Origin of the sequence: Wolbachia endosymbiont (group A) of Volucella bombylans, assembly GCF_964026965.1 — a bacterium.
Lineage (GTDB): Bacteria > Pseudomonadota > Alphaproteobacteria > Rickettsiales > Anaplasmataceae > Wolbachia > Wolbachia pipientis.
In genome coordinates this window covers 606225-630246 of the sequence record NZ_OZ034717.1, presented here as the reverse complement: position 1 = coordinate 630246, position 24022 = coordinate 606225, and the positions used below count along the sequence as shown (strand labels likewise).

The window sequence follows — 24022 nt, the reverse complement described above, 5'->3', positions numbered from 1 at the left end:
AACGGGTACCTTAAACCTACAAATTTGAGCTTACCTATATCAATTTTTTGTACAAGATGAGTTAGTAACAACTTTATGTATAAAATTGAAGAAGAATAAAAATACAATAACGAGCATTAAATTAAATATTCCCACCTTTAAAAAACCCTCTTTATATATTTCTAAAGATTCTAAATAATTTATTTTACCGTTTACTGAAGGAACTGACATAAATTTTGATATTGCAACTCCGGCTAGGTTAGAAAATGCTAACGACATCGTTGTTATACCCATTACTACTCCTTTAAAATTTGGGGGAGCTAGTGCAGTTGATTGTTCTAAAACTAAGGGAGCAATGCATAATTCTCCCAGTCCCATAAAGGAGATAGCAATTATTAAATATAAGTATTCTACTTTACCTTCGCTGTTAGAGTTTAAACATCCTATGTACAGTGTGAAAAAACACATAGCCATTGTCAGAAGGCCAAGGGTAAACATGGAAGTTGCATATTTTTGCTTAAACTTCATGTATGTTCCAAAAAGAAAGCCAAGTATTATAATTGATAAAGGATTTATGGCTTGAGAAACTGAAGCTGGAATTGTTATACCTAATACATTGTTAATAACGTTTCTTTCGGTGAATAAGTTAACCAAAGAGCCAAGCTGCATTTCTAAAGCAAAAAAACACAAGAAAAATACCACAAGAATAGATAATGCCACTAATTTTCGTCTTTGTTCTGCTGATAATTTAGATATTATATAAATAAATATGCCTAGAGCTGTTATTCCAACAAATATGAGCATATTAGTAAAAAATTCACTATGTATAAGCATTTTAGCAATTATTGATGATGACAGAAAGCTTCCTATCAATACTATACCAAAGATTTTAATCCCTAATATGCGCTTATTCATAAGCTCTGGATAAGGAGAAAGGCCGCTATCTCCTAAAAGACTCTGAAATTTGAGAAAAAAGATTAGCCCTATAGACATCCCAATGCCAGCTAAACCAAAGCCGTAGTGCCAACCAAATAAGTGGGCTACATAACCACATGAAATAGAAGCCAATATTGCTCCAAGGTTTATACCTACATAAAATAAAGTAAAGCCTCTGCTACGTTCAGGATCGTCTTTGCCATAGCATGAACCAAGTAAGTTAGTTACGTTTCCTTTAAACATACCAGTACCTACGGCTATTAGAGATAAACCTAAATATAATAAACCTGGTTCAAACTCAACCAATGACATGCAGGCATGACCTGCTATCATCACTATCCCTCCAAGCAATACCATGTTGCGGAATCCCATCAACTTATCAGCTAAAAAACCTCCAAGTATTGGTATAGCATAACCTGTTGCAGCAAATAATGAGTAAATAGTAAAGGCCCTCTCATCAGTGAAACCTAAGTGAGAAGTCAAAAATAGGACCAAAAGTGCCCTCATTCCATAGTAAGAGAAACGTTCCCACATTTCAACAAAGCACAACATTTTTAAAAATTGTGGAAACTTATCTGTCTTCTGATCCATAAAATACCCCTAAAGCTTGGGTTAATGTTAAGTAAAACAATAAAAACTGCAAGTAAAACTTAAAAAAAGGTATTGGAAACTCGGCAGAATAGTTTGTTGGGGTGTGAGCTACGGAAATATTTTTGAATTTGTAATTTTTCAGAAAGCCCTATATTCTTTAGTTTTACATAGCGAACATGAAGTCAAAGCATTATCCTGATACAGTAAGTAGTCCTGATTTTTCATCGTTAGAAAAGGAAATCATAAAATTTTGGCAGGAAAACAAAGTTTTTGAGCGGTCAGTTGAAGAACGTTCCAAGGATAATTGTTTTGTCTTTTACGATGGGCCTCCGTTTGCAAATGGACTTCCGCATTATGGACATTTACTCACTGGTTTCATCAAAGACGCATTTGCAAGATATCAAACTATGCTTCAAAAAAGGGTTGAACGTAGATTTGGCTGGGATTGCCATGGATTGCCGGCTGAGATGGGTGCAGAAAAAGAACTTGGAATATCTGGTAGAACTGAGATAGAGAAGTTTGGTATAGATAAATTTAACGATCATTGCCGTACTTCTGTGATGAAATTTTCATCAGAGTGGGAAAAATATGTCAATAGACAAGCAAGATGGGTAGATTTTCACAATGACTATAAGACCATGGATAAATCATTCATGGAGTCGGTCATGTGGGCATTCAAGCAGCTTTATGATAAGGGTCTAGTGTATGAATCAGTGCGCGTTGTTCCATATAGCTGGGCGTGCGAAACTCCATTGTCTAATTTTGAAACAAGACTAGATAACGCGTATAGAGAAAAGACTAGCAAAGCTGTAACTGTTGCATTTGAGCTTTTAGAAAACCCACAGCAGTTTAAAAGTGTTAAACGAAAGTGTAAATTACTTGCTTGGACTACAACTCCCTGGACGTTGCCGAGCAACTTGGCTTTAGCAATAGGAAAAGATATTAAGTATTGTGCAGTGTCAGTCCACCCTTTGATGTCATTCCAGCGCGTGACGCTGGAATCTATTTCTGGATCCCAGTGTCGAAGCACTGGGATGACAGGGGAGGGGGCTACTGGGATGACAGGGGATAATGCAAAAGATCTAGTTAACGATGAAGTTTACATCTTCGCTGAAAGTTATTTAGGGAAATTTGTCAGCCACTGTGAACAAAGCAATATTCCATATGAAAACTGCAATATAAAATTTAAAGCAGATGATCTTGTAGATCTTTCCTATAAGCCGCTGTTTGATTACTTTAAAGATACAAAGAATGCATTCCGTGTTTTTGTTGCTGATTATGTTACAGGAGAAGATGGTACTGGCGTTGTACACACTGCTCCTGGATTTGGTGAGGAAGATTTTTACCTTTGCCAAAGTCATGATATTCCAGTTATTTGTCCAATTGATAACAGTGGAAAATTTACTGCTGAAATTTCAGATTTGGCAGGGGTTCATGTTTTTGATACCAATGATACAGTAATAAAAAAATTAAAAGAGCAAGGGAATTGGTTTAAAACTGAACAATATATTCACAATTATCCACACTGCTGGAGAACTGACACTCCTTTGATCTATCGCACTATGCCTTCTTGGTATGTTGCTGTTACAAAATTCAAAAGCAGAATGGTAGAGCTAAATAAGAGAGTTAATTGGATACCAAACCACATTAGAGATGGTCAATTTGGAAAATGGCTTGAAGGGGCACACGACTGGTCAATTTCACGCAATCGATTCTGGGGTACGCCAATCCCTGTATGGAAATCAGATGATGCGAGATATCCAAGAGTAGATGTATATGGTTCAATAGAAGAACTGGAGAGAGATTTTAATGTTAAAATAGACGACTTGCACAGACCATTTATCGATACTTTAACAAGACCAAATCCTGATGATCCAACAGGAAAATCAGTTATGCGCCGTGTACCTGACGTGTTTGACTGCTGGTTTGAATCTGGCTCGATGCCATTTGCGCAAATCCACTATCCGTTTGAAAATAAGGAGTGGTTTGAATCTGCGGATTTTATCACTGAATACATAGCGCAAACCAGGGGGTGGTTTTATACGCTCTTTGTATTGTCCACTGCTTTGTTTGATAGGGAACCATTTAAGAACTGCATATGCCACGGTGTTGTTTTGGATGTAAAAGGGCAAAAGTTGTCCAAACGTTTGAATAACTATGCAGATCCAATGGAGGTTTTTGATAGATATGGTTCTGATGCACTGCGTTTTCTTATGCTTTCTGGATCTATTGTTTGTGGTGGTAATTTGCTGCTTGATAAAGAGGGAAACTCAATACGAGATGTTCTGAAAAACGTAATAAAACCTATTTGGAACAGTTATCACTTTTTTACTATGTATGCAAATGCAGATGGAATTAAAGCTGAAGTTTGTAAGGATTATCAAAGTACTATTGATCACTACATGATTTCCAAATGTTTTGAAGCTATAGAAAGTATCCAAGCTTCTATGAATAGCTATAACTCCCAAGAGGCTTGCAAAATTTTAATGAACTTTTTTGAAGTGCTAAATAATTGGTATATTCGTCGCAGTCGCGAGCGTTTTTGGAAAAGTGATTTGGATCAGGATAAAACTGATGCTTATAATGTTCTATATACGGTTTTTTATTACATACTAAGAGCTGCAGCTCCTTTGTTGCCACTTATAACAGAGAATATATGGCAAGGGCTTAAATATGAAGAAACATCTGTTCATTTGGCTAATTTTCCACAATTAGAGAAGTTTGATAGTCAGCTCATTGCCAAGATGGATCTAGTGAGAGAGGTGTGCAACTCTGCACTTTCGATCAGAAACACTTTTAATATACGTATCAGACAGCCGCTTGGCAGTATGATCATTTATCATCAGTCTTCCTGTAGTTTTCTTGAAGGTGAACCGCTTTCTGTCATCCCAGAGTTCTCTCCTGTTATCCAAGTAGCTGACACTGGGATCCAGTGTGCTGCAGATTCAAATGAGTACCAGGAGATGATAAAAGATGAGGTAAATGTAAAAAAGCTAGAGTTAGTAAACAGGCTCGAAGGTATTGCATCACTAGAGTTAAAATTAAATTTTCCTGTGCTTGGAAGAAGAGTTCCAGATAAAATTAAGAAACTAGTTCAATATGTCAAAGAGGGGAAATGGTGGCAAGTTGAAAATGAGCAAATATTCCTCGGAGATGAAACAGAGAACTATACTATAAAAAAAGGCGAATATGAACTATTGTTAAAAGCAAACAGTGAATTTTCCTCCGTGTTTGATAATAACAGAGGAATTGTGATTCTGAACACCACTTTAAATGATGAATTAATTCTAGAGGGGCTTGCAAGAGATGTCGTGAGACTTATTCAGGAAACTAGGAAACAAGCTGATTTTCATATATCTGATCGAATTAAGGTGATCATAAAAACAAAAGATGAGAAAATTAGGAAAGCGACAAGTAAATGGAGTGAATACATAAAAGAGCAGACTCTTTCCTTATCTTTAGAAATTAATACAGAAATTGGAACTAACTTTTATTCTAAGGAATATCAGGATTTAAGTGTTGGTATTAAGTTAGATTGTCAGTAGTTGAAAATCGTCAGTGTTTGTGCTATACTTAAGGTAATTGGATAAGGTTATGGTATGAATGCTGTTGTAGATTGTAAGAAAGTTGTTGACTTAAATAACAATAGTGATGATTTAGGTAAAGTAGAATCTATTTCCAATGTTACTTTGGAAGAGGAAGAGTCTTTTGATGCTATGGAAGCTGTTTCTAATGTAGAAGAAGGGAATGATTTAGGTCTTGCTACTTCAGAAGAGGAAGAAGAATTTTTTGATGCTGTGGAAGAACAAGAGCCGTTAGCTAATTTTAACGTTCCACTCAGTATATTTCATTATAAAGATTATAACTCTGATTTTTTTACTTCTTGGTATAATATATCAAGTAGAATATTTAAAGAGGTAAATCGAGCTTGCCCGGAGAAGAAAGTATTAAATTTAGCTCTATCAGTTTTAATGTTTCCTTATATAGTTTTCACTGCGTTAGGATTAGCCGTATATAATAAATTAAAAACAAATGATAAGACACAAATCAGTTCAGAGGAGAATAAAACAAAAAAAAGTGAAGTAAGTGAAAGTACAGCAAAAAGACTGGCATATGGTGTTCTTGCTGCAATAGTGATTCTTGTTAATATAGCTATGCTTGCAGCATTACTTATTCCTGCAACAATTGCTTTGGCTACTTTTTATCTTTTAAATAGAGATTTATCTCACTCTTTAGTTACTGCTCTTAAAATAAGTATGGGGCGGTATTCTAATAAGCATCAAAATATTGAGGTGTCTTTTCATGAAAAGGAAGTTACTGGACCAAATATTGCGTGGGATATGGAAATAGAATTTCCACCGCAATTTAAACGATTGCTTAGAGATTTGTATGAAAATGAAAATAACAAGTGGTTTGATGTGACGCGGGATTCAGAGCATAGCATCGTACTGAAATTGTCAACTAACATCAATTTAAAAAATGGTCTTAAGCCCTTACGCAATGAAATCAAGGATGTGCTTGCAACTTCTATTCAAGAATTTGCGAAGACTATGGAAGAACTGATAAAGCTAGAAAAGAAAGAGATTACATATGATAAATTGAAGGAATTGTTGGACGAATTCAGGTTAAAAGTGGTAAGTAGCATAGATTTTAAGTTGACAACTCACTTAATATACAACGCCTATCAAGTTGCCTTTATACAAGCAGTTAGGTTTCAGCTGGATAGACGGAAAGAAGGTTTTTCACTGGAAGATGAGATAAAAAATTCTTTAGTGAGACAGGAATTAGAGAGTCAAGGTAAGGAATTACCAGGTGAGAAAGAAGTGATAATAAGAGATCTGAAAAAAGCAGGAGCAAAAGTACCGGATGTTTTAGATGATAGTGAGCTTCCTATATTTAAAGCAGAATGGAAGCGGCTTAAAGAAGAAGGGAAGATAGCTAAGAGAACAATTATTGATGTTTATAAATATATACATAGTAGAGAAACAGAGACAGCTCTAGGTAATGCTAAAGAAGAGATTAATCTTTTAAAAAAAGAAGGACAAAAAAGATATATTAGGATACATGAAAAATTGAAAGAAATATATGGAGATGTAAAAAAGAATAATTTAGCAGGTGATGTTTTAAGAAGAAGGTTAGAAGGTCTTTTTAAGTTCGAGTATGATGATCAAGAAGTTGAGCAAAGGCTAGTAAAATCAGTAATGAAAAAAGCCAAGGGTGAGTTAGGCCTATTAGGCATGCTCAGCTTAATAGACCAGTTTCGGGATTTAGAAAAGGAGATAAAAGGTTCTTTGAGTGAGAATTTAAAAGAAGCTTCAGATAAAGTAAATGCTTTTGTAGCAAAGATATATTTAGAAATAACGAAATGCAAAAAACAAAATGTACTCAAAGGCCAAGCAAAGGGTATAGAGGATTCATGTAAGCTGTTAGAGGAAAAGGAGCCGGATTTAGTACAGAGGATTAATGCGCACCGAGCGGAAATTGCAGAATGCTTAGAGCAACCTATATCGTTAAGGAAAGTAATAGAAGAAAATGAGGATTTAAACAAATATTTAGAAGGTGAGCGAAATAGGAAAGGAGAACAGCATCCAAGTACAAAATTAATAGAGAAGCATTTGAAAAATAACCAAGAAATTCTCAAAGCATTAAAACAGTTAGAATTAGAAGAAAAAGGATTGTTGATAAATGAAGAAACAAAAAATGATTACATAGAAGAACTAGAATCTCGCGAAAAAATAAAGTTTGCAATAATAGAGGATGATTTACTGAAGGAGTTCGAGCGTGAAACTTTTAACGAAGAAGCAGTTAAGAAGTTGTTAGAGGAAGCGGAACTTGAATACTATTTGGCAGAAAAATGCATAAAAAGTCCTGTGATAAAAACAAAAAATAATATCAAGCACTTTTATCAAGGTTTATTGTCTCCTTTGATAGATAATTTGACAAAAGATATAATAAATAATATACCAGGAAATAGTGAAGGTTGTATACAGAAAGTTAAGAACTGGAGTAAAGTTATGTTTGGTGCAATAAAGATTGGAGCATCAAATGTTTATAAAGAGACTACAGAGAGAGAAGCGTTAAATGTGGCACATAATACTTATAAAGAAGGAGAGACATTTCTTCAATGTTTTCAGTCAAATTATGAAGGTATTGGAGCCTTTTTAGGTAATTTATTTTCTGATGATGGGGTAACATTTAAAAATGGTGTGTGGCCTAAAATAGAAGAGCATTTGCATGGAATGTGGGATAGATTTTTCAAGGATATTGAATTCAATATTGGAAATAAATTGGATGAAGTAAGTGTGACACAGCAACGGCAGGAAACTATGATTGTGACTCAACGATAAGTTCTCAAAGTTCCTTCGGTATTTTCACATACTAAATTAACTATAGCACTTGATTCTTTTTGGATCTCTTTTTCAGTTAAAGTGTGAGTTGGAGAGCAGAAAGTAACTGACAATGCTATAGACATCTTATTCGATTCTATATTATTTCCATGGTATACGTCAAATACTAAAACTTCTGTGATGAGCTCTGAGCTTTTTTTTACCACATTGATTATGTTACCTACTTTCACATCCTTATTTACAATAAATGCAAAATCACGTTTTACACTTTGGTATTTATAATCGATAAATTTCTTTCTACTTACAGGTAAATTTTCAATATTTTCTAATATCACCTCAAAACCTACAACTTTTTGCTTGATATCAAAAAGATCTAATATATTAGGATGCAACTCTCCAAAATAACCTGCTACTTTATTCTTAAAAGAGAGAGTGCCTGACTTTCCTGGGTGATAATGTTCTTTTTCTGCTCTCTCTATCGTTAAATTATCACAATTGACGTTAAAAAACTCCAAAGCTGCTATGCAATCAGCCTTTGCGTCAAAAACATCTACTTTTCTATCAGTATTATAATGGTTTCGCGGTAAATTATTTCCTGTTCTTATCCCACTTAAAACATGTTTAGACCGAGCTTCACCATCGTAAATCGGCCCAATTTCGAAGATTGCAAGATCAGATATTCCATGGGCAATATTATCAGCAGTAACTTGCAATAAATTTGGCATAATACTTGGTCTCATTATATTAAAGCTATTGTTAAACGGATTATCGATGATAAATAACTTATTCGAGTAACCAAATTTTTCAGCTGTTGATTCACTCATAAACGACCAGGTTAGCACTTCATGAAACCCTCTGTTTGTCATCAAAATACGCAAATTGTCGTATGTACTATCTACTTCTTCAACATTATTTGGTAGTGGTTCTTCTTTTATTTTGTCATAGCCGTATATCCTTGTTACTTCTTCGATTAGGTCAGCAGGTATTGTCACGTCCGGTCTCCAGCTTGGTACTTGTACATTCCAATTGCCTTCGGTTTTTTTATCAATACTAAACCCTAGTTTCGTTAAGATATCAAGCACCTCATCAGGCGATACAGACACACTTCCAAACTTGTTCACATCCTGATAATCAAAGCTCACCTTGGTGTCAGCACTATCTAAACTGCCAGCAGACACTACGCTTGAGGTTTCTCCACCACATAAGTCCAGAATCATTTTAGCTGCAAGGTTGAGTCCATCAAAAGTAAATCCAGGATCAACTGAACGTGCAAATCTGTAACTAGCGTCTGTGGAGATGCCGAGCTGCCTTGAAGATTTAGTAATAGAGATGGGATCGAACCAAGCAGACTCTAAAAAGATATCAGTAGTTTCAAGAGTACATTCACTGCACTTACCACCTATAATTCCAGCAATTCCATGAATATTTTTATCACCTGCAATAACGCTTATGTCTTTGTTTAATAAGTATTCTTTACCGTTCAAACCAGCAAATTTTTCTCCGTCGTTTGCTTTGCGTACTGTGAGCTCTCCTTCTATTTTTTTTGCATCATACGCGTGCATTGGGCGGCTGAAAGATATCATAATATAGTTCGTGATATCAACTATTGCAGAAATGGAGCGCATTCCTATCGATTCCAGCCTATCTTTTAACCATTTTGGGCTTTCTTGATTTTTTACATTGGCGATGTATATTCCACTAATAAAACTTTCCCCGTCAGTAACTTCAACATCGATTGGTGAATTTATGGAGCTGGTAAGTTGTGGAATGCTTAAAGTCTTTAATGTCCCAATTCCAGTTGCAGCAAGGTCGCGAGCTATTCTATAAATGCCTAAGCAATCTCCACGGTTTGGAGTAACATTTATATCAATTACAGGGTCACAATTGAAAAATTTATCCCCTACTTTATAATCATCGGAAAGCTCGATTATTCCTTCACTTTCCTCTTGAACCAGCGCAAGTTCAGAAGCAGAGCAGAGCATCCCTTCACTTAGCATTCCTCGTATTTTTGTGGACTTAATTGTGAGATCACTTTCTGGCAACGTGCTACCAAGAGATGCAAGTACAGTTTTCATACCTTCTCTAACATTGTTTGCTCCACAGACTATTTGTAGAATTTTACTTCCATCATTTACTTTACATAATTTTAATTTATCAGCATTTGGATGAGGTACGACTTCTAATACCTCTGCAACAATAAACCCAGTCAATCTGGAATTATCGATCACATCTTCTACTTCTAACCCTATGTGAGTTAATTTATCGGTAATTTCTTCTAAACTAGCATTGGTTTCTAAGTGTTCTAATAACCAAGATAATGTGAATTTCATGGACCTAAAAAGAAGTGAAAAAGTTATTGTAATGTAAAATGTAGTGATTTTAAAGCTTATTGTAGTGGAATGAAAAGTGACTTCTGTATCACAAGCAATGATGCAGAAGTTTTTGTAACTTTATATCTTCTTGTAAAGAGAATTTATCTTCTTTATATCACCTTTTAAATCTATCTCCGTAAAGGATTTAAGATTCATATTGTGGGTATCTGCATGGAAGCTATGAATGTAGCCATCTATAGTTAAGTCTCCTATCATATTATGGCTTTCATCTAGTATTTCGCTTCCTATTTGATAATGGCCAGTATATTCGTTAAAGGAACCATCTGTCAATTTGATGTATCCGTTACCAAATTCCTGCTCTAAATTTAAAGGATGATTAGCGTTAATAAAATCTATTTCGTTCATTATATACCTCACTAAAAATTAAATTATAATTAAAATAAGATGTTAAGTTAAATAATTTAATAAGATTAGTAAATTTTAAAATACAGAGCTGACTGTAATTAACACTCTAATTACATATTTTGTTAATGTATCAATGTTATAATAACACAGAGCTTTATCTTAACCCTTGACTTTGTCCTATAAAATTCATACTTTATTTACTGTTATAGTTCAAGTACATAGGGTCAAAATGGCGTTAAATCCGCTAGAGCAATTTAAAGTATATACAATAATAGAGTTACCTAGGTTATTTGGGTATGACGTAAGCTTTACCAATTCATCTTTTTTCACGATGATTTCGGTGATATTGATGATACTCTTTTTGCTTTTTGGAATAAAGAAGGGGTCAGTAATACCAGGATATTTGCAAGCTGCAGTTGAGTATGTATATGATTTTGTTATTTCAATAATAGAAAATAACACTGGAAGCAAAGGCTTGCAGCACATTCCATTGATATTCACAGTATTTATTTTCATTTTATCGTGTAATTTAGTTGGTGTTCTTCCTTATAGTTTCACGGTCACAAGTCATGTGATAGTCACCTTCGCTTTATCGATGGTGGTTTTTATTTATATAACGATTGTTGGATTTAAAGAAAGGGGAGTAGAATTTTTACGCATATTGCTACCAAAAGGAACTCCTTCGTGGCTTGCACCTATAATAATTATTATTAAGTTGTTTGCTTATTTAGTAAGGCCGGTTAGCCTATCAATAAGGCTTGCAGCAAATATGATTGCTGGTCATACAATCATCAAAGTGATAGCAGGGTTTATTGTAAATATGAACATATTTTTCACTCCTGCGCCGTTTTTGTTCATAATTGCATTGATAGGATTTGAAGTATTTGTTGCAATTTTACAAGCTTATATATTTACTATATTAACATGTGTATATTTGTCAGATGCAGTAAAGTAATTGACTTCCTTGTAGAATATTTTACAATTATATTATAAAGAAAAATTAAAGGTAATATATGGATTTAGTAGCTTTAAAGTTTATAGCAATTGGTTTAGCTGTGTTTGGAATGCTCGGTGCTGGTTTAGGTATAGCTAATATCTTTTCTGCTATGTTAAATGGGATTGCGAGAAACCCTGAATCAGAAGGTAAAATGAAAAGTTATGTTTATATTGGTGCTGCCATGGTTGAAATCATGGGATTGCTTGCGTTTGTACTTGCAATGTTATTAATATTTGCTGCTTAACAGATGCCACAGCTTGATGTTTCAACCTTCTTTTCTCAAGTTTTTTGGTTTTTAATTTTTTTCTCTTCACTTTTTTTCGTGGTAAGTTGTTTATTTTTACCAAAGTTAGATAAAATAATAAGCACTAGAAGTAAAGAAGTATTGGGTTCTTTTAATAGTTCTGTTCATCTTTTAAGACTCACGGAAGAGCAGATTGCCAAGTATAATGCCGCTTTAAACCAAGCTAGAATACAGGCAAAAAAAATCATAGATGATGCACTTGCTCAGGTAGAAGAAATGAGAGCTAATGTTAAGAATATATTAGAAGAGGAAGACAAAAAAAAGAGCAAGCTTATTGAAAAAAAAGTGGCAGAATTTAAATCTGAATATACTGATCAGTTAAAACAAATGGCTACTAGTATTGCTTTAATTTATTATACTAAATTGACTAATTCTGAAATTGAAGAGGAATTTATTGCTGACTTGGTGTCCAAAGAATTTTAGGGGTTTTTATGTCTACATCACTGATTATCGGTCTTGCCTTCTTGGTAAGTTTTGTCCTTTCGTATAAATTGCTAAAGAAAGTGATAAAAAATGCGCTTAACAATAAGCGTAACAAAAGCAAATTTTCAAGTGAAGAAACTGAAAAATTCAGGAAAGATATGTTGGAGTATTACAAAAAATCTTCTAAAAAATACAAAGAATTAGATGCAGAAGTTAATAAAATGATGAATGAAGCACTTGATAAAGCTAATAGTATCATTAAGCACAATAGACAGCAGCTAGATCAGACATTAGATGACAATGCCCATTCTAACTTGAAGAAAGTCACTGACCAAGTTGAAAAAGCTCTTGGGGATTTACAGACTAACACAGTGAATATAGCTGCTGATGCTGTAAAAAAAATAATGCATGAACGTAAAGATGATAAGCGTAGTAGCGAGGTCATATCTTCATTTTCACGTGACTTAAATAAAAAATTGCATTAGGTTCAATGCAACAATTGCCTATACTTCAAGCTGATAATGTAGAAAAAATTAAGTTTGATTCTAGTTTGTGCAAAGAGCCAGAGAAACTTTTTTACTATAAATTTAATATAATTCCTTGGCAAAAATTAAATAATACTACTTTTTTTATGGTTGAAGACACAAGCCGAGATATCAACCGTTGGGTCGAAGCTCATTACGGTATTGACTATGTATTAATAAAAGTGGATAGCGAACAGATTTTAAATCTTCTTAACTCGCACTTTGGTATTTCAGAATTTGCAAGCAACTACTTATATTACAAGAATCCTAATTTTTCAGCTAAAAGCATTAAACTAAGCTCAATATTTTTTGCTTCTTTCTTTATTGTAACTTCAATTTTAACACTAACAGAGAAATATACATATTTTGCTTTGATGTTGATATTTATAATCGGATGTTCTAGTTATTTATTCAAGTTTATAGCTACAGTTTTTAGCTTATGTGAAACCTCCAACCAAAAAGTGGATTATAGTAAGCTGAATGAAGAAGATTTTCCTATATATACTATTTTATTGCCTGCTTTTAAAGAAAGTGCAGTGATAGAGCAATTGATCGAAAGCATTGAAAGTTTGGATTATCCAAAATCAAAATTAGATGTGAAGCTTCAGGTAGAAAGTGATGACCAAGAAACGCTAGCAGCTATAGAAAAGTACACTTTACCGCAGTATTTTGAAGTAATAAAAGTGCCTCATTCTTTGCCTAGAACAAAAGCCAAGTCATGCAATTATGCTATGAGCTTTGCTAGAGGAAAGTATGCAGTAATATATGATGCGGACGATAAACCAGACCCATTGCAGTTAAAAAAAGCACTGATTGAATTTAATAAGGACGACGATAAGCTTGCCTGTGTACAGGCGAAATTAAATTACTACAATTGTGATTATAATTTTCTCACAAAATTCTTTTCTCTGGAGTATATGAACTGGTTTCAATACTTATTGCCTGGATTCCAAAAAATGAACATGCCGATGCCTTTGGGTGGTAGCAGTAATCATTTTTCAGTAAAAATTCTAAAAAAAGTGTTTTTCTGGGATGCTTACAGTGTTACCGAAGATGCTGACCTCGGTTTGAGACTTGCGCAAATGGGATATAAAACCAGGATGATTGACTCAGAAACATTGGAAGAGTCACCAATTGTTGTATTTGCTTGGATTAAGCAAAGAGCGCGCTGGATCAAAGGCTATATGCAAACTTATATTGTTCATTTAAAAAATATAAAGTCACTTTATAAACACACTGGATTTAAGGGAATTTTGCTATTGAATCTTTTTGTTGGCTCTGCAGCTTTTATATTTTTTACTACTCCATTTTTACTGCTTTCATTGATATTAACTAAAGTTTTAAATGAATTATTTTTGTACTACTTTGTAGTGGTATACGTTACTAACCTGATTCTTTTGGTAATAGCTGTCAAACAGCAAAAGATGCCTTTTTATTTTTATATAGTATCGATATTTTTTCCGGTCTATAGTCTGCTACATAGTGTTGCAGCTTTTCTTGCCTTATGGGAATTTATTCTTTACCCTGAGCGATGGAACAAAACTCAGCATGGTTTATGGAAGCAAAACCTGTAGCTATTTGGCTTTTTCTCTGCTCGGTCATGGTAATTCTCATGGTAGGGATTGGTGGATTTACCAGACTTTCAAAAGCAGGATTGTCAATCACAGAGTGGAAACCAATTACTGGAACATTACCACCACTGAGTGAACAAGACTGGCTACAAGAAAAATTAAAATACGAAGCTACACCTGAATATAAAGCACTTAACTATGGTATTAGTATGGAGGAGTTTCGCGCTATATACTTAATAGAATATGTACACAGATTGGTTGCAAGACTAACAGGTTTAGTTTTTGTCCTGCCATTTATATATTTCATATTAAGAAGAAAAATATCTAAAAAGGTAGTAATAAAGCTATGTGTGGCATTATTATTTGGAGCTTTACAAGCTTTTGCTGGTTGGTATATGGTAAAAAGCGGCTTGGTAGCCAAGCCTCATGTTAGCCACTATAGGCTCGCACTTCACTTATTATTAGCATTAGTTATCTTTGCATTATTGTCATATCAATTTTTTGATTATCAGATAAGGCCACAACAAACAAAACTTAAGGTTAGTGGTAACACTATATACTACGCAAGGATGATTTTGGTCCTAATTGTAATACAAATAATTTTCGGTGCATTTGTTGCAGGATTAAATGCTGGTTTGATTTACAATACCTTTCCACTAATGGACGGACAAATCGTTCCAGAAGATTTATTTTTCTTACAGCCTATATGGCTGAATATCTTTGAGAACAGAGCGACAGTGCAATTTATACATCGAGCACTGGCATTGCTAATACTAACTTTGGTAGTAATACTCACAATAAAAAATGCTAGCATAAAACCGGTATATATTATGCTGCTCTCCGTCGTCATTCAGATCATTTTAGGTGTAATTACTCTATTATTGCACATACCGATAGCCATTGCCATAGCTCATCAAGTGTTTTCATTTATCTTGTTTGGGTCAAGTTTATACTTCTTGTGTTATTTAAGGAAGCAGACTACATCACCAATCTGCACATTTTTTCCTTCTTGAACGGGAATATTTTTTATCACCATTGCTGCTTCAGCACATATGATATTTTCCATTTTCATTGCCTCCACCACAAATAAAGGTTGTCCTATTTCCACCTGATCTCCTACATTTACGTGCAATTTAACTAATAAACCAGATATTGGGGATTTTACAGCATCTGCTGAAATCCCTTCTGTTTCATTATTTAGCATTAACTTACTTAATTCAGCTACATGAGGTTTTAATATACAACACTCAGCTTTCATACCTGCATGTCTTATGAAGTACTTGCTGCCTTGTCTTTCTATTTTAAGTGCTATATTGGTATCGTCATTAATTGTGATATATAGCAATCTATAACTTGATTTCCACTTGCCTATAACGGAGTATTTATTGTGATTATATACCGTTATTAATATATTATCTTGGTATTTTGCATTTACGGAGTACTCATTGTCATTTATATTCACTATGAATAAATCTCTTGCACGGTCACCTGCCATCCGAGTAGCTGATACTGGTGCCCCTTCTTTTTTACTAGATTCCAGTGTCACGCACTGGAATGACACCTGAGATGTTTCATTCACTGCTTTATGATGGTACCTTTCTTCATTTTCCAAATGAACATATAACGCAGTGAAAATAAATATTTTAATATACTCCTCTGTAACAAAATCGCCGTGAAACCCACTAGGGTAATGATCTGGAATGAATCTCGTATGGAGCTTTGCTGCGATAAAATTTGGGTGATGGAAGATGGATTCTAGAAATTCTATATTATTTGTTACTCCTTCTATATAGCATTCAGACAATGCTTTTTGCATTCTGCTGATCGCTTCTACTCTATCTTTTCCATATGTTATCACTTTGGCAATCATCGAATCATAGAACATGCTAATTTCTGAACCTGCAGCAACTCCATCATCTATTCTTACATAATCATTTTCACCCGGTTTATCGTAATATTTTATTCTTCCGCTGGAAGGGAAAAATTTCTTCGATGGGTCTTCAGCGCAAATTCTACTTTCTATTGCAGAACCAGTAAGTTTAATATCATCCTGATTGAATCTCAATTTCTCTCCACAGGAAGTTCTAATCATTTCTTCTACTATGTCTATTCCAGTTATAAATTCTGTTACTGGATGCTCAACTTGCAATCTCGTATTTACCTCAAGAAAATAGAAGTTTTGGTCTTTATCTACAACAAACTCAACAGTGCCTGCTGAAAAATAGCCAACTTGCTTTGCCAGAGAAACACATTGAACATACATTTTTTGTCTTACTTCTTCACTAATGAATGGACTTGGCGTTTCTTCTATTATTTTCTGATTATTCCTTTGTATCGAGCATTCTCTTTCTCCAAGACAAACTATATTGCCATATTTATCTGCTATGATTTGTATTTCAATATGTCTTGGCAACTCTATATATTTCTCTATAAAGATACTGCCATCCTTAAAACTTTTCTCTGCTTCATTTGTGGCTGATGTAAATGCTAGTTCAATTTCTTTTTTGGAGTTTACAATTCGCATTCCTTTGCCACCACCGCCTGATGCAGCTTTAAGCATAACGGGAAAACCGATCTCTTTAGCAACTTGAGCTGCGTGGGCAACATCGCTGATCTTACCCATATATCCTGGCACTACATTCACTCCAGCTTTTTTTGCAGCTTCTTTTGCTGTTATTTTGTTGGCTGTAACTTCTATTGTTTCTGCACTGGGGCCGATGAAGTCTATATTATGTTTTTGAAGAGCACGTGGAAAATCTGGATTTTCTGCTAAAAAACCATAGCCAGGATGAACCGCCTCAGCACCTGTTTCAACTGCTACTTCACATATTTTTTCAATGTTTAAGTAACTGAGGCAAGATGGCGAAGGGCCGATATATCTTGACTCATCTGCTTGTCTTACATGCACAGAATTTACATCTGCATCCGAATATATGCATACACAAGATATACCCATCCTACGAGCAGTTCTGATAATCCTGCAGGCAATCTCTCCTCTGTTTGCTATTAAAATCTTACTGTACTTCTTTTCCGTCATCGTATGAGTATACTTTCTTAAGTTGAGAAAGTAAATTATTGCCTGCAAGTAATTTTTAGCTTCATGCTACAGCTAAATCACTATTTAAAAGTTGCATAACATCAGGATCTGTCACTATAGTACTTTCATCATACAAGCCGTATATCCCGTTACATGCCTTAAACAACAAACATGTAGATCCTCCAGAAGCTACTGTAGCTACTGAAGCTAGTGCAAGAGATTGAGAAACCAAAAATAAAAAGTACAAGGATAAACATAAGGCAGCAATACACGCTATAGCTCCTATTATGTATAAGCACAAATGAAATTTGCTATTACATATAAAACCGCCCTTTATACCTGCAATTTGCTTAGCTTCTTCCCGTTCTGCAGCATTTAAAAAATAAAGAGGAGCTACCGCTACTCTCCCATGAAGAATGCAGCTTTTATCACAGAGTGCTTCTTTAATATATCTCTTATTATCCTTAAGTTTCTCTTTTAATCTTTCTGATTCTTTCCAATTTTTAGCTTCTTCTGCTTTTTTAACCTTACTCTTAGTACCTTCTTCCAAATTTCTCATAATCTCTTTGAGTGCAGGTAGCAGAATTTCTTGACTTGCTGCTATATGAAATGGGTTCCCATTTTCATCAAGCCTATGCTTAGCTGCATAAGCAACATTCTCTGTGCAAATTCTGACAAATTCATCTTTATTTCTTGCTTTTGCAACTTCAAATAAGTCAGCCATAACATACCTCGCTATATTTAACCAACACTAAATTATACAACATAACTTACGAAAAACAAGTAGATTTTATCTCTCAGAATAAATAAATTCTAAATTGTTACAAACATAAATTTTAGCTATCATCATTTATATTATTGTAATAGACAAATATGCCAGACGTAGTCACTAGATTCGCTCCATCACCCACAGGGTTTTTGCATATTGGAGGGGCCCGCACTGCGTTATTTAATTGGCTCTATGCAAAGCATCATGGTGGCAAGTTTTTGCTGAGAATTGAAGACACCGACAGAAAACGTTCAACGCAAGAAGCAATTGATGCAATTATAGAAGGGCTAAGATGGCTCGGTATGAGCTATGATGGGGAAATAGTATATCAGTCAAAAAGAATAGAGCGGCATAAAGAAGTAGCAAACCTTTTAGTTGAGAAGGGTAGGGCGTATCACTGTTATTGCCCTGAGACAGAAAGGAAAATAAAAGCGAGAGAAGAAGGAAAAATATATAAGCACAAATGTATTAGTGTGACATCAAACGTAAAGCCTGTTGTCCGCTTTAAAGTGCCAGACTCGCAAGAGATCGTCATTGATGATAAAATATACGGCCAAATCAAAGTAAGTAGCGAGCAGCTTGATGATATAGTGATCTTACGCTCTGATAACACTCCAACATATATTTTTGCCGTAGTAGTTGACGATCATGATGCTGGAATAACTGATATAATACGTGGCTCTGACCATCTCACTAATACCTTTAAACATCTGCTAATATACCAGGCTCTTGATTTTGACATTCCACGCTTTGCACATGTGCCGCTTATCCATGGGGAAGATGGGAATAAGCTATCCAAAAGGCATGGTGCCACAAGCGTTTGCGATTATGAAAAGATGGGAATATTGCCAAAAGCGATGCGTAATTACTTGCTGAGACTTGGCTGGAGTCACGGCAACGATGAGATTATTAGCGATGAGCAAGCAATAGAGTGGTTTAATTTAGAAAGTATTGGTCGTTCACCTGCACGGCTCGATTTCAAAAAACTGGAGCATTTGAATAACCACTATATTAGTAATATGAGCAATGAAGATATTCTGACTCTAATGCTTAGAGAAAATACTCTAACTGACAAAAAAAAGGGCTATTTACTGCAGGGACTGACAGAGCTAAAAAAAAGAGCAAACTACCTGACCGAATTATTGGATTTAGCAAAATTTTATATTCAAGATCCGCCACTTGATTTAAGTGAAGAAGCTTGTCAAATTGTCAAATCTAACCTCAATATAATTAAGTTACTCGCATCATTTCTGTCAAAGATCGGTGATGAAAATTGGAATAAGGGTTTTTTATCTTCTCAGATCAAGGAATGTGCAAAATTGCACGATATGAAAATAAGCGATGTATACCACTCATTACGCGCCCCTATAACTGGAGTAATGGATGCACCTGGAATCATTGATATCATGGTGATTCTTGGTAAAGATGAGTGTATAAGAAGGTTACAAGCAATTTAAATGAAATAAGAAAATTACTTGACATCCTTCGCCAGCCCCCTTATCATGAAACTGAAGCTATTTATTTATCTTCGCAATCTGCAGATTAAAACGACAAAGGGAACTTTGTATTTGGCGTAAATCATGCTTAATTTTTTGCACTATGTGCACCTCATGTCTTTATAAAACTTCTGGGTTTCTACCTATACAAGCCGAAACGCGCTTATAAAGCGTTTAAGACATCAAAAGACGTCAAATAGAACAAGGGAGAATTTGAATACTAGCTACCCTAGGTTTTCTTTGCCTTTTTTTTATTTGGTAAATTTCTTAAATATTTATAGCTAAACGACAATCGTCATCCCGCTGCTTGTGAGCGGGATCTAGAGATACCGCGAATGAATCGCGGTATGACGGCTAAGTAGGGTGTCATCCCAGTGCTTGACACTGGGATGACATCATAGAGGCGCTGGGATGACATCATAGGGGCACTGGGATGACACCCTGACAACCGTCATCCCGCTACGTGTTAGTGGCTGAGATACTGCGGCGGTATGACGTAGGACTGCTGTCACCCCGCTACGTGTTAGCGGGATCTATTATGAAATACCGCAGCGATATAGCTACAGAAAACTTGTATAGATTTTTTCTACTTCTGTGATATCATAAGCCTGTAATGATAAAATAAGTAAATATGGATAAGTCAGCGTATGAGATCATAGAACATGAGTATGATGTGGTAGTAGTAGGTGCAGGTGGAGCAGGGCTCAGAGCAACGCTTGGGATGGCTGCAACTAATTTTTCAGTTGCCTGCATTTCTAAAATTTTCCCTACACGAAGTCATACAGTTGCAGCACAAGGCGGAATTAGTGCAGCTTTAGGTAATATCGGTGAAGACGATTGGCGCTGGCATGCATATGACACAATAAAAGGTTCAGACTGGCTTGGTGATCAAGATGCAATAGAATATATGTGTAAAAACGCTGCTAAAGCTGTTATTGAACTTGAAAATTTTGGCGTACCTTTTTCTCGTACAGAAGATGGCAAAATATACCAGCGTTCCTTTGGTGGAATGACAACTCACTTTGGTAAAGGAAAATCAGCTCAACGCACTTGTGCGGCGGCAGATAAAACTGGGCACGCAATCCTTCACACTCTATATCAGCAGTGTCTTAAATTCAACGCTGAATTTTTTGTTGAATACTTTGTGATTGATTTAATTATGGATAGCGAAACCGGAGCATGCTGCGGAGTTCTTGCTTGGTCGCTATGCGACGGCACATTACATAGATTTCGTGCGCATAGAGTGGTGTTAGCAACAGGTGGATATGGACGTGTTTATTTCTCTGCAACAAGTGCGCATACCTGCACAGGTGATGGTAATGGCATGGTAGTAAGGGCTGGATTACCACTTGAAGATATGGAATTTGTACAATTTCATCCAACAGGAATATATGGCTCAGGGTGCCTGATGACAGAAGGATGCCGTGGTGAAGGGGGGTACCTCGTTAATTCTCAGGGCGAGAAGTTTATGGAACGTTACGCACCAAAAGCAAGAGATTTAGCTTCCCGTGATGTGGTAAGTCGCGCAATAACAATTGAAATTAGAGAGGGAAGGGGAGTTGGACCGAAAAAAGATTACATGTATTTAACTATAGCGCATCTTGATCCGGAAGTAATAAAACTCAGATTGCCGGGCATCAGCGAAACCGCAAGAACTTTTGCTGGAGTTGATGTCACTAAAGATCCAATACCGGTCATTCCGACTGTTCACTACAACATGGGTGGCATTCCAACCAATTATCATGGAGAAGTGATTACGCTGAAGCAAGGTAAGGAAGAAGTGGTAGATGGACTATTTGCAATTGGAGAAGCTGCGTGCGTCTCTGTGCACGGTGCAAATCGACTTGGTTCTAACTCGCTTCTTGATCTTGTGGTTTTTGGCAGAGCTGCAGCGCTCAGAGCAAGAGAGAAACTAAAATCCGGTACACCACATAAAAAATTGCATTCAGACTGCACAGACTGGATAGTAGATAGATTCAATAAAATGCGATTTGCTTCTGGTGGGCTAAAAGTAGCAAAAATACGCAGTGAAATGCAGAACACTATGCAAAAATACGCATCAGTTTTCCGTGTTGCTGAAGTTTTAGAAGAAGGCAAAAAAGCTATAAAAAAGGTAGCAAAAATGATGCCTGATATTTCACTTGAGGATCGCAGTATGATGTGGAATAGTGATTTAGTTGAAGCACTGGAGCTTGCTAACATGATCCCACAAGCGGTTATTACCATGGAATGCGCAGCTAATCGCGAGGAAAGCAGAGGTGCCCATGCTCGTGAAGAATTTCCTGAACGTGATGACAAAAACTGGATGAAGCACACTATAGCGTGGCTTGAAGAAAAGAAAGGGCAAATTAACGTAAAAATTGATTATAAAAAAGTGGCTGAAAAAACTCTGAGCGGTGAGATTGATTTCATAGCGCCAGAGAAGAGGGTTTATTAGTCAGCCCATCTAGCTTATTCATGAATTGACGTAGTATTGATACATCGCTCATTTTAGTAGCTGGGTTTTCTGTATGCTCTGGTTGATTTGGTGACTCTTGTACTGCTTGATTTTTAGTCTCATTTCTTAAATTCTGTTGATCATTATTAACAAGGTTCTTCGAAGCTTGATTCTGCTCTGTTGTTGAATTAGAGCGGTTTTTGTCGTTAAATGTGTCCTGTGCTTTGTTGGTTGATTTTTCAAAAAGTTTCTTAATACCACTAAATCCTAAAGTTAAAGTAAGGCATATAACTCCAGCAACAGCTATGATAGGAATGGCTGCTCCAATTGCCATTTGACCCTGAAAGAAAGCAAATGTTACCATTGCAATAACAGTAATCGTTATCGTGATTGCTAACAGTTCGCGGGTCCTTTTTGCTGGATCTATGAATCCTGCTACAGCAGATACTCCTTTTTTTATACCAGAACCTGCTTCTTTAATGCCAGACTTGCATTTTTTTGAAGCAGTTTTACAGTGGTATTTTTCTTCAAGCTTCTCTTTTAGTTCTTTAGCTTTCTCCTGTGCTTTCTGTGGAGTCCCTGAATAATCTTTTAGATCTCGTAAAGTTAAATAGTACTTTTTAGTATGGAATTTTGGATCTTTCAGCTCCAGAGAACAGGGATCAGCGCCTATTTCTAGCAGCATTGTACAAAATTTTGTTGTATTGTCATAAGCAGTTGCTGTATCAAAAATTGTTCCTTGCGGTAGGTATTCGATACTTCTTTTTTCTGCTTTTTTCTTTAATGCCAATTCTAGGGGTGTGTTCCCTTCTCCATTCTTAGCATTTATAGCTTTACCTAATTTATCTTTAGATATTGTTCCATTTTTTACTAAACCTAAAATCAATTCCAAACATGTAACTTTTTGTTCTCCTTTGAATGAAGCAATATAGTGCAGAGCATTTTTTTCATCTTTATCTTGCACAGTAATATCTGCACCATTTTGTAGAAATAACTCTAAGGCTTTATACCTATTTGTTTTTTCAAATTTTCTATCTGTACATGATCGATCCTCATTCTTTCCTTTTATATGCTGAAGCAGCTGATGAAGAGGTGTTTGTTCTTCCTGATTTTCACTATTAATGAGTTGTGCTAAATCTTCCTCGGTGACCGTTTTTATTAGGGTACCTAGAAACTTGCATTTCTGTTTCTTTTCCAATGGCACGATAAGGTGTAAAATATTATTTCCTTTTTTATCTTTTATGCCGTTAACATTCGTACAATCTTTTAGATATTTTTTAAATTTCCTGTTATTTCCATTTTTGATCGCTTTTAGTAATTGAACATTATTATTCGTTATCCCGTTTATTTTATGATCATCTTCAACATCACTGCCGTAGCCACTTTCTGCTTCACTATTCCTACGATCATTTTGGTTACAATATCTGCTATTACAAGTAATTTTAAAAATTACTTGCTTTACTCGCTCTTTTGTTTCATTTGGTATTTTTTTCGATCGTTCTATTACTTCATCTAGCACTGGAAGAAAGCATTGGACATAATACCTATAATATTTTTCTTGTTCTCTAAGTGATTCTTCTAATTTAGTTAATACTTCAGGGCTAGCACCTTCCTTGAATAACCTTTTACACTCCTTGAGAGCTCCATCTTGACCTCTTGGTTTTTCACGCTTGTGTTCTTCTTTTTTTACCTTTCTCTCTATAATGCCATACAATTGTTCGTCTTTTCTATCCCGCTCTTGCTTTTCATTTTTATCTATGTATTCATCTAATTTTTTTGCATTAGTAGTTAGTGCAGTTATATCTATACCCATACTAAAACCTCAATATTAAAAGCTATTTAAGTTGTCAGCACTAAACTAACAACCAAGAAG

At 35.4% G+C, this 24022-nt stretch carries 16 protein-coding genes; 10 read left to right on the top strand and 6 right to left on the bottom strand.

Going from position 1 to position 24022, the window contains the following annotated elements; translation table 11 throughout:
* Nucleotides 1–39: 39 nt before the first annotated feature.
* Entirely contained in the window at nucleotides 40–1506 is a 1467-nt protein-coding gene (locus AAGD51_RS03095) for a peptide MFS transporter (RefSeq protein WP_265030161.1), read from the bottom strand.
* A gap of 176 nt (nucleotides 1507–1682) precedes the next feature.
* Here AAGD51_RS03095 and AAGD51_RS03090 point away from each other — a divergent pair, with 176 nt between their 5' ends.
* Both AAGD51_RS03090 and AAGD51_RS03085 read left to right on the top strand, forming a co-directional pair.
* Nucleotides 1683–5051 carry a class I tRNA ligase family protein gene (locus AAGD51_RS03090; RefSeq protein ID WP_077188076.1) on the top strand — a complete coding sequence of 1123 codons (3369 nt, stop codon included), beginning with the start codon at nucleotides 1683–1685 and terminating at the stop codon, nucleotides 5049–5051.
* 54 nt (nucleotides 5052–5105) lie between these two features.
* Nucleotides 5106–7853, top strand: coding sequence for a hypothetical protein (locus AAGD51_RS03085; protein ID WP_341810502.1), 2748 nt, complete (start codon nucleotides 5106–5108; stop codon nucleotides 7851–7853).
* Here AAGD51_RS03085 and pheT read toward each other — a convergent pair.
* Nucleotides 7844–10183 carry a phenylalanine--tRNA ligase subunit beta gene (gene pheT, locus AAGD51_RS03080; RefSeq protein ID WP_236514775.1) on the bottom strand — a complete coding sequence of 780 codons (2340 nt, stop codon included), beginning with the start codon at nucleotides 10181–10183 and terminating at the stop codon, nucleotides 7844–7846. The genes AAGD51_RS03085 and pheT overlap by 10 nt on opposite strands.
* Nucleotides 10184–10303: 120 nt before the next feature.
* Nucleotides 10304–10591: a hypothetical protein gene (locus AAGD51_RS03075; protein ID WP_077188073.1), complete on the bottom strand. Its 288-nt coding sequence runs from the start codon at nucleotides 10589–10591 to the stop codon at nucleotides 10304–10306.
* 229 nt (nucleotides 10592–10820) lie between these two features.
* On the opposite strand from AAGD51_RS03075, the gene AAGD51_RS03070 reads away from it, so the two are divergent.
* From AAGD51_RS03070 to AAGD51_RS03045, 6 genes are read left to right on the top strand one after another with little or no spacing between them, the layout of a single operon-like run.
* The gene (locus tag AAGD51_RS03070; protein ID WP_022626288.1) at nucleotides 10821–11546 is read left to right on the top strand and encodes a F0F1 ATP synthase subunit A; all 726 of its coding nucleotides are present in this window, start codon (nucleotides 10821–10823) and stop codon (nucleotides 11544–11546) included.
* Nucleotides 11547–11604: 58 nt separating this feature from the next.
* Nucleotides 11605–11832, top strand: a complete 228-nt coding sequence (locus tag AAGD51_RS03065; RefSeq protein ID WP_006014985.1) for a F0F1 ATP synthase subunit C — start codon at nucleotides 11605–11607, stop codon at nucleotides 11830–11832.
* A 3-nt stretch (nucleotides 11833–11835) separates the two neighbouring features.
* On the top strand, nucleotides 11836–12315 hold the full coding sequence (locus tag AAGD51_RS03060) for a hypothetical protein (protein ID WP_077188072.1): 480 nt from the start codon (nucleotides 11836–11838) through the stop codon (nucleotides 12313–12315).
* Between the two features lie 8 nt (nucleotides 12316–12323).
* Nucleotides 12324–12800 carry a hypothetical protein gene (locus AAGD51_RS03055; RefSeq protein WP_077188071.1) on the top strand — a complete coding sequence of 159 codons (477 nt, stop codon included), beginning with the start codon at nucleotides 12324–12326 and terminating at the stop codon, nucleotides 12798–12800.
* Between the two features lie 14 nt (nucleotides 12801–12814).
* Nucleotides 12815–14413 carry a glycosyltransferase family 2 protein gene (locus AAGD51_RS03050; protein WP_320157282.1) on the top strand — a complete coding sequence of 533 codons (1599 nt, stop codon included), beginning with the start codon at nucleotides 12815–12817 and terminating at the stop codon, nucleotides 14411–14413.
* Nucleotides 14395–15423, top strand: a complete 1029-nt coding sequence (locus AAGD51_RS03045; protein WP_077188070.1) for a COX15/CtaA family protein — start codon at nucleotides 14395–14397, stop codon at nucleotides 15421–15423. Before AAGD51_RS03050 ends, AAGD51_RS03045 begins: the two co-directional genes overlap by 19 nt.
* Here the strand turns inward: AAGD51_RS03045 and AAGD51_RS03040 are convergent.
* Complete coding sequence (locus AAGD51_RS03040; protein ID WP_077188069.1) at nucleotides 15372–17447, bottom strand: acetyl-CoA carboxylase biotin carboxylase subunit; 2076 nt, start codon at nucleotides 17445–17447, stop codon at nucleotides 15372–15374. The two genes, AAGD51_RS03045 and AAGD51_RS03040, sit on opposite strands and share 52 nt — an antisense overlap.
* 61 nt (nucleotides 17448–17508) lie before the next feature.
* A complete protein-coding gene (locus AAGD51_RS03035; RefSeq protein WP_341810501.1) occupies nucleotides 17509–18171 on the bottom strand; it encodes an ankyrin repeat domain-containing protein in 663 nt (220 codons plus the stop codon).
* A gap of 149 nt (nucleotides 18172–18320) precedes the next feature.
* Between AAGD51_RS03035 and gltX the strand changes: the two genes are divergently transcribed.
* Nucleotides 18321–19673 (top strand): glutamate--tRNA ligase, encoded by a 1353-nt coding sequence (gene gltX, locus AAGD51_RS03030; RefSeq protein ID WP_077188067.1) that lies wholly within the window; start codon nucleotides 18321–18323, stop codon nucleotides 19671–19673.
* 670 nt (nucleotides 19674–20343) lie between these two features.
* Nucleotides 20344–22149 carry a succinate dehydrogenase flavoprotein subunit gene (sdhA, locus tag AAGD51_RS03025; protein WP_341810500.1) on the top strand — a complete coding sequence of 602 codons (1806 nt, stop codon included), beginning with the start codon at nucleotides 20344–20346 and terminating at the stop codon, nucleotides 22147–22149.
* Here sdhA and AAGD51_RS03020 read toward each other — a convergent pair.
* Nucleotides 22121–23962, bottom strand: coding sequence for an ankyrin repeat domain-containing protein (locus AAGD51_RS03020; protein ID WP_236514782.1), 1842 nt, complete (start codon nucleotides 23960–23962; stop codon nucleotides 22121–22123). The genes sdhA and AAGD51_RS03020 overlap by 29 nt on opposite strands.
* Nucleotides 23963–24022 lie beyond the last annotated feature (60 nt).